The following is a 9,401-nucleotide window of genomic DNA, read 5'->3' as shown; positions in this document are numbered from 1 at the left end:
TAAAACTTGAAGTACTTTTGCCCGCGCGGTAATCCACCCACACCAGCGTCACCTCACCGACTGCGTACACCGTCGTGCGATCCTCGCCACAAAAGAAACGGTGCCGCAGCTTCAGGCTGCTACGCCCCAGATGCTCAAGCTCAATGGTGATGTGCAAGGTGGCCGGATAGCTGATTTCACGCTTGAAATGGCAGGCGGTATGCGCGATGACCGGGCCGATGCCATCCGGCGTAATCGGGAAGCCCGCCTCTTCCAGCCAGTCGATACGGATCTGCTCCAGATAGCGGAAGTACACCGCGTTGTTAAGGTGGCCGATGGCGTCCATATCGCCCCAGCGCATCACAATGCTTTTTTCACTTAAAACCGGATAATGCTTTTCCATTCCCACCCCCCATGATTAATGCAAAAAGGGTAGCGTAAATACACGCCACTGGCCATGCATCCTGTCCGCATCTGCCCCCCTCTCTGTCCATAAACGGCATCACGCCTGTCTTTGCCCATGCGGCATCATGGCACGACACCCCAAACAAGGAGCCCTGCCATGTCGCCACGCTGCGCACTGATCGTGATTGATGTTCAACAGTCTTTTTTACATCGCCCTTATTGGGATGGGTGCGCCTTGCCCGCCTTTCGCGAACAACTGCTGACCCTGATTGCCGGTTGCCGTGCGCAAGGCGTGCCCGTAGTGCATATCCTGCACGAAGACGGCGACGGGCCGTTTGCCGCTGCCTCGGGTCTGGTGCGCCTCATGGACTGGCTGCCGGACAATGCCGACGCCACCTTTACCAAGCATGTACACAATGCGCTCACAGACAGCGGCTTGCGCGAATGGCTGGAACAGCACGCCATCACACGGCTGATTATTGCCGGCATCCGTACCGAGCAGTGCTGCGAAACCACCGCCCGCGTAGCCTCTGACTTAGGCTATGCCGTCGATTTCGTGAGCGAAGCCACCCTGACTTTTGCCATGACGCACCCGCATAGCGGGCGCACTTACACGGCCAGGGAAGTGCGTGAGCACACCGAACTGGTACTGGCCGGACGCTTTGCCACCTTGCACAGCGTCGCAAGCTGCCTTGCCACGCTGCCCGCACAAAACTGATGGCATAATCGAAAACTAACCGGAGCCGCCCATGCCTTTTACCGACCGATTGATCGCACTAGCTATCGTTGCCGTGTGGGGTTTCAACTTCGTGGTCATCAAATGGGGGGTCGCCGGCGTGCCGCCCTTTTTGCTGGGTGCGCTGCGCTTTGCCTGCGCCGCCAGCGTCGGCTTGCTGTTCGTGCGCCGCCCCAAGCTGCCGTGGCGCGCGCTGGCGGCATACGGGCTGACAGTCGGCTTCGGCCAGTTCGCCCTCCTGTTTTCCGCGATCAAGGCCGGCATGCCGGCATCGCTCGCCTCCATCGTGCTGCAAAGCCAGGCCTTTTTCACCCTGCTCTTGGGCGCGCTATGGCTGGGCGAGCGCTTCAGCGCGGCACAGCTGGCCGGCCTGGCCGTCGGCAGCGGCGGCCTGCTGCTGATCGGCCTGAGCAGCGGCCAGTCGCTGCCGCTTTCCGGGCTGCTGCTGACGCTGGCCGGCGCGGTGTGCTGGGCGACGTCGAATCTGGTGGTACGGCGTATTGTCAGTCACGGCAACGCGCCGGACATGCTGTCGCTGGTGGTCTATTCCAGCCTGATGCCCATCCTGCCGTTTCTGGCCATGTGGGCGCTGTTCGAGGCCCCCACTACCGACTGGTCGGCGGTACTGACACTCAAAAGTGCGGCGGCTGTCGCCTATCTGGCGCTGGTCGCCACCCTGTTCGGCTACGGCCAGTGGAGCCGGCTGCTGTCGCGCCACTCGGCCAATGTGGTCGCACCCTATAGCCTGCTGGTGCCGTTTTTCGGCGTATTGTCGGCCAGCCTGTTTCTGGGCGAGCGCCTGAGCAGCTTGCAACTGGCAGGCGGTGCGCTGCTGGTTGCCGGGCTGGCCATCGGCAGCCTGGGGCCGCGCCTGCTGGCCCGACTGCGTGGGGTGAACACATGAATGAGGTCTTTTTCATCCTGACGCCGCACTATCTGGCGCTGGATCACGCCGGCCCGGCCGAAGCCATGCGTATCGCCATCGATGAAGGTGCGCGACTGCGGCTGCATACCGTAGGGCCGGCGGCCGAATGCGTCAGCTCCTTGGGGCTGGTCAGCCGCGTCGCGCCCCTGCCTGAAAAACTGCCAAAGCAAGCGTTACTGGTACTGGTCGGCACCGTTGACGAAGACCGCGATTACAGCACAGCGCCAGCGCAACAACTGGTCGCGTGGCTGGCGCAAAACGTACGCGCCGACACCCGCATTGCCTGCATCTGCTCGGGCGCGCTACTGGCCGCGATGGCAGGGCTGCTCAACGGGCGACGCTGCACCACCCATCACGCCTTAACCAGCAAGCTTGCGGCTCTCGCCCCCGGCGCACGGGTCGAACAGGATCGCATTTTTGTCGAAGACGGCCCAATCGCCACCTCGGCGGGCATCACAGCCGGCATCGATCTGGCGCTATGGCTGATCGAACAGCAGGCCGGCGCAGCGCTCGCGGCCCGCGTCGCACGGCGCATGGTGGTCTACGCACGGCGCGACGGCACGGCCGCCCAGCTGTCGCCGTTTATGGCACACCGCAACCACCTCAACCCGGCACTGCACAAGGCGCAGGATCTGATTGCGGCCGACCCCGCCCAGCACTGGACACTGTCGAGTCTGGCCGAACGCGTCCATGTCAGCGAACGCCATCTGTGCCGGCTGTTTCGCACCCACACCGCCAGCAGCGTGGTTGCCTACCGTCAGGCACTGCAAATAGAAGTTGCCCGCGACCGGCTCGCCCTCGGCGCGACAGTGGAGACGGCAGCCGAAGCGGCCGGATTTGGCTCGGCGCGTACCCTGCGCCGGGTATGGAAGCAAATCGTTGGTGGCACGCCGGCCAAGCGATAGCGTTCGCCTTCAATACAGGAGCATGGTTCAATCATGCGTTTGAACCATGCCCGCCCACGGGCATATGGACGCGATCATGCCCTACCGTGAACAAAGCCTGTATCTGCCGGTGTCAGGTGGCGACACCCTGCACCTGCGCCGCATCCGCCACGCCACACGCGACGACGGTGCGCCACTGCTGCTCCTGCACGGGGTGATGGGCAACGGCCGCATTTTCTATAGCGACTCGGGCAAGGGGCTGGCGCCATGGCTGGCGGCGCAAGGCTACGACTGCTTCGTGCTCGACTTGCGCGGGCGCGGCCAGAGCACGCCCAAAATCAGCCGTGCCAGCCGCCATGGCCAGACCGAGACCATTACCCAGGATTTGCCGGCAGCATTCGAACTGATCCGCCGCCTGCGCCCGGACCGTCCCATGCACTGGCTCGCCCATTCCTGGGGCGGTGTACATATGACCAGTTGTCTGGTGCGCTACCCAACATTGCTTACCCATGTAGAGAGCGTGGTCTACTTCGGCAGCAAACGCAGCGTGCATGTCAAAAACCTCAACAAGCTGATCGAAGTCGACCTGATGTGGAATCTGGCCTCGCGTCTGATCATCCGCACGTGCGGCTATCTGCCGGCCAGACGCATAGGCCTCGGTGCCGATAATGAAAGCGACAAGAGCCATCTGCACAGCAAGCTGTGGGCCAAGGTGGCGCCGTGGGTCGATGCCGATGACGGCTTCGACTATCGCACGGCGGCCCAAAGCGTGACGCTGCCACCGACGCTCTATCTGGCCGCCATGCGCGACCCGTGCCGTGGCCATGTCGATGATGTCCGGCGTTTTCGTGCCGAATCCGGCCCCCACTTCTCACGCGTCCATCTGTTGGCGCAAAAAACCGGCCATCGCCACGATTACGACCACGTCAGCCTGCTCACTCACCCCGATGCCATGACCGACCACTTCCCCATGGTGGCTGACTGGCTAAGCGGCTGCCGCCAGGATATTACAGAGAACATTTGATTCAACTGCTTCACCTTATATGCAATACCGTGGTAATAAATAGCACCGATATTGATAACAAGGTGCAGCATGGATTTGCCTGTCCAACAAGATGTAGCTCATGAGCTATCCGCTATCGCCGGACAACTGGCCGAACAGGGCTGGTGCACGGTACACAATCTGTTCTCGCCGGCAGATATCCGCGCCCTGCGCAGCGCCTGCCTGAGTGAATGGGAAGACGGCCGCTTTCATCAAGCTGCCATCGGGCGCGGCCAGAGCGCAGCACGGCGCAGCGAAATCCGCTCCGACTCGGTACTGTGGCTGGACGAATATGAGGCATCGCCCGCAGTCAGCCATTACTTCACCACGATGCAACGCCTGCGTAGTGCAGTGAACCGCGAACTCTACCTGGGCCTGGCCGACCTGGAAGCGCACTTTGCCGTCTATCCCGCCGGCAGTTTCTACCAGAAGCATCTGGACCGTTTCCGCGACGACGACACCCGCACCTTAAGCGCGGTGCTGTATCTGAACCAGGACTGGCCCGAAGCATCCGGCGGCCAGCTCAGGCTTTATCTTGACCCCGACTGCCAGACATATAGGGATATTCGTCCCGAGGCGGGCACGCTGGTGCTTTTTCTGTCCGACCGCTTCTGGCATGAAGTGCTGCCGGCGACACAACAGCGCCTGTCCATTACCGGCTGGTTTCGCCGCCGCTCATGACAATGCAATCTGCGATCGGCGCGCGCCATGGTAGAATTGTGCGCAATAAACTGGCTGGCGCACCGCGCGCTGCGGCAAAAAACAGGGGAAATGCATGTCCGGCAATAGCATGGGGTTGTTGTTTACCGTCACGTCTTTCGGCGAAAGCCATGGCCCGGCCATAGGCTGTATCGTCGACGGCTGCCCACCCGGACTCGCCATCAGCGAGGCGGACATCCAGCAGGAACTGGACCGGCGCAAGCCCGGCACCAGCCGCCATGTGACCCAGCGCCGCGAGCCTGACCAGGTCGAGATCCTGTCCGGCGTATTCGAAGGCAAGACCACTGGCACGCCGATCGCGCTATTGATCCGCAACACCGACCAGCGTAGCAAGGACTACGGCAATATCGCCGACACCTTCCGCCCCGGGCACGCCGACTATAGCTACTGGCACAAGTACGGCGTGCGCGATCCACGCGGTGGCGGACGTTCCAGCGCGCGAGAAACCGCGGTACGCGTCGCCGCCGGCGCCATCGCCAAGAAATGGCTGAGCGAAAAATTCGGCATCGTGATCCGCGGCCATATGACGCAGATCGGCGACATCGTCATCCCGTTCAAAGACTGGGAGAGCACCGCGAACAATCCCTTCTTCGCCGCCGACGACAGCGTAGTACCGGCGCTGGAAGCCTATATGGACAGCATCCGCAAATCGCTGGATTCGGTCGGTGCACGCCTGCGCGTGGTGGCGGAAAATGTACCGGTAGGCTGGGGCGAGCCGGTTTATGACCGGCTGGACGCCGATATCGCCTGGGCGATGATGAATATCAACGCGGTCAAGGGCGTGGAAATCGGCGCAGGCTTTGGCAGCGTGACGCAAAAAGGCTCGGAGCACAGCGACGAACTCACCCCCGACGGTTTTGCCAGCAACCACGCCGGCGGCATCCTGGGCGGCATTTCGACCGGACAGAACATCGAAGTCAGCCTTGCCATCAAGCCTACATCCAGCATCGCGCAAAGCCGCCATTCGATAGATAAAGCCGGCCAAGCCATCCTGATGGAAACCCATGGCCGGCACGACCCGTGCGTCGGCATTCGCGCCACCCCGATTGCCGAAGCCATGCTGGCGCTGACCCTGATCGACCACGCGCTGCGCCATCGTGCCCAGTGCATGGACGTACGGATCGATACGCCACGCATTGCCGGCCCGGCCCGCTCCATTTAAACAAAGCCTGCACCGAATACATCATGCTGAAATCCCTGTTTTCCGGTTTCCGCACCAAGACGCCAGATGCACCCGCTGCATCAGCCGGTGCAGACATGACGGCCGCCCCTCTCCCTGCCTCGCTCGGGGTCGTCACCCATCAGCCGGTTTACGATGCCCGGCAGAACCTGGTGGCCAATGAGTTTTTGCTCAGCCATGCCATGCGCACAGGCTCGGCACAAACCAAAGAGCCGGGACAATTCGACCGGCTGATGCTGAGCACGCTGCTCAACCTGAATGTTTTCGGCCAGTTGTCGCGTCGCGCCGCCATCATCCATCTGTCGTCGCTGACCTCGCTCGCTGCGCCCGAACTGGCCGGCCTGCCAGCCGAACGCATTATCCTGTTTCTGCGCCCCGCTCCCGGCGAAACACTGACGGCCGAGGTCTTGCAGCAACTGCTTGTTCTCAAGGAACAAGGCTACCGTCTGGCACTGGGCACCGATACGCTGTACCGGCAGCAAGAGACGCCACGCAATCATCCCTTGCTGGCGCAGTGCGATTTTATCGTGGTGGATTTTTCCTCTTCGACCGAAGGCGTTCTGGCGCCGTTACTAAACCCGACGCTGCCACATATTGTTGCTTACGCACGCAATATCGCCTCATACGAGGACTACGAAACCTGCCGCCATCGCGGCGGCCATCGTTTTGCCCTGTTCCATGGCCCGTTTATGGCTCAGAACCAGCCCGACCAGACCCAGGGACAAACCAGCCCGAGCCAGCTGCGCGTGATGGAAATCATGCGCCTGCTGCGCAGTGACGCCCCTATCAGCGAACTGAATACCCAGTTCAAGCTCGACTCAACCTTGCTGTTCAAGCTGCTGCGTTTTATCAACTCTTCCGCCAACGGTATCGCACGCAAAATCGTCACGCTGGATGAAACGCTATTGCTGCTGGGACGAGAGACCTTATTCAAGTGGCTGACACTCTTGCTGTTCAATTCACACAAGGACAACGGACGCAGTCAGGCCCTGCTGGAGCAGTCGCTATCGCGTGCCCGCTTTATGGAAAGCCTGGGCTATGCGCGCGGTGGTAATAAGGTCGAGAGTGAGCACCTGTTTCTGACCGGTATGTTTTCCATGCTGGGCGCACTACTGAAGCAACCACTGGAACAGGCGATTGCGCCACTGGAGCTCCCCACGACCGTCGTGCAAGCCCTGCTGGAGGGACGCGGCCTGTTCGCGCCCTATCTTGCACTGGCGCAGGCAATGGAAAACCATAACAGCCAGGAGATAGACCGACTCAGTCAGATGCTGGGCATCCCGCTGGAGCAGGTCAACAGTCTGGGTATGCAAGCCATGCAGTGGGCCGAAAATATAAGCTGCACCGACGCTAGCCATTAAACCCAATCGTATCCCTGATGGACACACCCCGATGTTTAAAAACCTGTTTGGCAGCCTGACCGGCAAAACCACCGAAAAGACAGAAGACAGCAAAACAGCACAAGCTCAGCCAGATAGCTCCGAGCGCCTGCCGCCCTCCTTCGGCTTTATCACCCACCAGCCGGTCTACGATAGCCAGCAAAAGCTGGTGGCTTACGAATTTGTTGCCTGCGATGCCGTGCAGCGTAGCGAGGCCGGCACCAGCCAGTACGCGCAATATGATCAACTGATGCTGGGTACGCTGCTGAATCTGGATGTATTCAGCCTGCTCGCCAAACGCCGTGCCTTTATCAACCTGTCACTGAGCGTGTTGAACAACCCGCAACTGGCTACCCTGGCCGCACAGCGCGTCATCTGCATACTCAACCCCTCGGCCGGAGAACGCATCGGGCAAGCAGAACTGGCTCAGATACAGCAGCTCAAACAGCAAGGGCTGTGCTTTGCGCTGGAGCCGACACAGTTCGGAGAAGGACAGCTGACCCCCTCGTTGCAAAACGATCTGTTCGGGCTGATGGACTATCTGATACTCGATTTTTCCGCCTCGGCCGAAGAGGTACTGATCCCGTTTCTGGACAAACTGCCCGCGCGCTTCCCGCGAGCACGCTGGTATGCACGCAATATCAGCTCGATGGAGGCGTACGAAGTCTGTCTGCGCAGCAGTGCTGCACACGAACGCTTTGTCCTGTTCCAGGGGCCATTCATCACCCAGGTGCGCAAGATAGAGGGTGTACAGACCGACGCAGGCCGGCTGCGCGTGATGGAAATCCTGCGCCTGTTGCGCAGCGGTGCCGACAGCAAGGCGCTGAATGAACAGTTCAAGCTCGACTCGATATTGCTGTTCAAACTGCTGCGCTTTATCAACTCCCCGGCCAACGGCTTAAACCGCAAGATCTCGACGCTGGATGAAAGCCTGCTGCTACTCGGACGGGAAACCCTGTTCAAGTGGCTGACCCTGCTGTTGTTTACCAGCAACAAAGACGATAACCGCAGTCTGGTTTTGCTGGAACGATCACTATGGCGTGCACGTTTTATGGAGAACCTGGGCACGGCAGGCGGCAAAAACCGGCTGGAATGCGAGCATCTGTTTCTGACCGGCATGTTCTCCATGCTCGATGCCCTGCTGCAGCAACCGCTAAAAGAAGCCCTACAGCCCTTATCGCTACCGCCTACTGTCGCCAGTGTCCTGATTGACGGCCACGGCCTGTTTACCCCCTACCTCAACCTGACCTTGGGTCTGGAACAAGAACAGGACGAACGTATCCGAACCCTGTCCAGTGAGCTTGGGCTCGCCGTCGAACAAGTCAACCGCCTGCAACTGCAAGCCATGGCATGGGCAGAATCGGTGGCGAACGGGGATCAGCCATAAAAAAGAAATAAAGCAGAATGAGCCAGCGGCCCGGTATAGGCCGCTGGCGTGCCTTGTCCTGTGGACTCAAAGCATATCCATCATGCTTGCCACTACACAGGCAAAGAAGAAATAAAAAAGGACCTAGCCCGACGGGCTAAGTCCTTAATTTTTATGGTGCCGGTAAGAGGAGTTGAACCCCCGACCTTCGCATTACGAATGCGCTGCTCTACCAACTGAGCTATACCGGCGAACCAACTTGTAAAAAAGCCTTGATGATTAAAACGATCAAGGCTTTTGAATTCTGGTCGGAGTGAGAGGATTCGAACCTCCGGCCTCTACGTCCCGAACGTAGCGCTCTACCAGGCTAAGCTACACTCCGATTTTTACGGTAAAGACTATTTTTACAAGTCAAAATCTACCGCAAACTTATCGAAGTTTCAACACTGGTAAAACTTGAAGTAATGGTCGGAGTACAAGGATTCGAACCTTGGACCCCCTGGTCCCAAACCAGGTGCGCTACCGGACTGCGCCACACTCCGTCATGAACTTCAAAAACTTGAAGTAATGGTCGGAGTACAAGGATTCGAACCTTGGACCCCCTGGTCCCAAACCAGGTGCGCTACCGGACTGCGCCACACTCCGTCAGAACTCAAATCAAGCTGCTACTGTGGTCGGAGTACAAGGATTCGAACCTTGGACCCCCTGGTCCCAAACCAGGTGCGCTACCGGACTGCGCCACACTCCGCTTTCAACTTTATTTCCCCAGTTGCGACATTCCCGTT

The 9,401-nt window shown here is 59.9% G+C and carries 9 protein-coding genes and 5 tRNA genes; 8 read left to right on the top strand and 6 right to left on the bottom strand.

Features of this window, described 5'->3' with window-relative positions; all coding sequences use genetic code 11:
* A partial coding sequence (locus EGI20_RS14230; RefSeq protein ID WP_498632261.1) for an acyl-CoA thioesterase occupies positions 1-382 on the bottom strand: 382 nt, incomplete at its 3' end.
* Between the two features lie 159 nt (positions 383-541).
* Here EGI20_RS14230 and EGI20_RS14225 point away from each other — a divergent pair.
* From EGI20_RS14225 to EGI20_RS14190, 8 genes are all read left to right on the top strand, one after another.
* A complete protein-coding gene (locus EGI20_RS14225) occupies positions 542-1,102 on the top strand; it encodes an isochorismatase family protein (RefSeq protein ID WP_498632260.1) in 561 nt (186 codons plus the stop codon).
* A 31-nt stretch (positions 1,103-1,133) separates the two neighbouring features.
* The gene (locus EGI20_RS14220; RefSeq protein ID WP_498632259.1) at positions 1,134-2,024 is read left to right on the top strand and encodes an EamA family transporter; all 891 of its coding nucleotides are present in this window, start codon (positions 1,134-1,136) and stop codon (positions 2,022-2,024) included.
* Positions 2,021-2,950, top strand: coding sequence for a GlxA family transcriptional regulator (locus EGI20_RS14215; RefSeq protein ID WP_498632258.1), 930 nt, complete (start codon positions 2,021-2,023; stop codon positions 2,948-2,950). Before EGI20_RS14220 ends, EGI20_RS14215 begins: the two co-directional genes overlap by 4 nt.
* Positions 2,951-3,026: 76 nt before the next feature.
* Positions 3,027-3,953 carry an alpha/beta hydrolase family protein gene (locus tag EGI20_RS14210; protein WP_498632257.1) on the top strand — a complete coding sequence of 309 codons (927 nt, stop codon included), beginning with the start codon at positions 3,027-3,029 and terminating at the stop codon, positions 3,951-3,953.
* A gap of 69 nt (positions 3,954-4,022) precedes the next feature.
* Positions 4,023-4,652 carry a 2OG-Fe(II) oxygenase gene (locus tag EGI20_RS14205; RefSeq protein ID WP_498632256.1) on the top strand — a complete coding sequence of 210 codons (630 nt, stop codon included), beginning with the start codon at positions 4,023-4,025 and terminating at the stop codon, positions 4,650-4,652.
* A gap of 94 nt (positions 4,653-4,746) precedes the next feature.
* A complete protein-coding gene (aroC, locus tag EGI20_RS14200; protein ID WP_498632255.1) occupies positions 4,747-5,853 on the top strand; it encodes a chorismate synthase in 1,107 nt (368 codons plus the stop codon).
* A gap of 23 nt (positions 5,854-5,876) precedes the next feature.
* Positions 5,877-7,232, top strand: a complete 1,356-nt coding sequence (locus EGI20_RS14195) for an EAL and HDOD domain-containing protein (RefSeq protein ID WP_498632254.1) — start codon at positions 5,877-5,879, stop codon at positions 7,230-7,232.
* Between the two features lie 31 nt (positions 7,233-7,263).
* Entirely contained in the window at positions 7,264-8,637 is a 1,374-nt protein-coding gene (locus EGI20_RS14190) for an EAL and HDOD domain-containing protein (RefSeq protein WP_498632253.1), read from the top strand.
* Between the two features lie 154 nt (positions 8,638-8,791).
* On the opposite strand, the gene EGI20_RS14185 is transcribed toward EGI20_RS14190, so the two are convergent.
* The 5 genes from EGI20_RS14185 to EGI20_RS14165 all read right to left on the bottom strand — a co-directional run bounded on the left by EGI20_RS14185 (position 8,792) and on the right by EGI20_RS14165 (position 9,364).
* A tRNA-Thr gene (locus EGI20_RS14185) sits at positions 8,792-8,867 on the bottom strand.
* Positions 8,868-8,921: 54 nt separating this feature from the next.
* Positions 8,922-8,998 (bottom strand) — tRNA-Pro (locus EGI20_RS14180).
* A gap of 83 nt (positions 8,999-9,081) precedes the next feature.
* Positions 9,082-9,158: transfer RNA gene (locus EGI20_RS14175), tRNA-Pro, on the bottom strand.
* A 26-nt stretch (positions 9,159-9,184) separates the two neighbouring features.
* Positions 9,185-9,261, bottom strand: a tRNA-Pro gene (locus EGI20_RS14170).
* 26 nt (positions 9,262-9,287) lie between these two features.
* Positions 9,288-9,364 (bottom strand) — tRNA-Pro (locus EGI20_RS14165).
* Positions 9,365-9,401: the final 37 nt, after the last annotated feature.

It is taken from the genome of Aquitalea sp. S1-19 (assembly GCF_024343515.1).
This window is presented reverse-complemented; position numbering and strand designations above follow the sequence as displayed.

Coding starts and splice junctions, on each gene's coding strand:
- EGI20_RS14225 (WP_498632260.1), top strand. CDS start 542: ATGTCGCCACGCTGCGCACTGATCGTGATTGATGTTCAACAGTCTTTT.
- EGI20_RS14220 (WP_498632259.1), top strand. CDS start 1,134: ATGCCTTTTACCGACCGATTGATCGCACTAGCTATCGTTGCCGTGTGG.
- EGI20_RS14215 (WP_498632258.1), top strand. CDS start 2,021: ATGAATGAGGTCTTTTTCATCCTGACGCCGCACTATCTGGCGCTGGAT.
- EGI20_RS14210 (WP_498632257.1), top strand. CDS start 3,027: ATGCCCTACCGTGAACAAAGCCTGTATCTGCCGGTGTCAGGTGGCGAC.
- EGI20_RS14205 (WP_498632256.1), top strand. CDS start 4,023: ATGGATTTGCCTGTCCAACAAGATGTAGCTCATGAGCTATCCGCTATC.
- aroC (WP_498632255.1), top strand. CDS start 4,747: ATGTCCGGCAATAGCATGGGGTTGTTGTTTACCGTCACGTCTTTCGGC.
- EGI20_RS14195 (WP_498632254.1), top strand. CDS start 5,877: ATGCTGAAATCCCTGTTTTCCGGTTTCCGCACCAAGACGCCAGATGCA.
- EGI20_RS14190 (WP_498632253.1), top strand. CDS start 7,264: ATGTTTAAAAACCTGTTTGGCAGCCTGACCGGCAAAACCACCGAAAAG.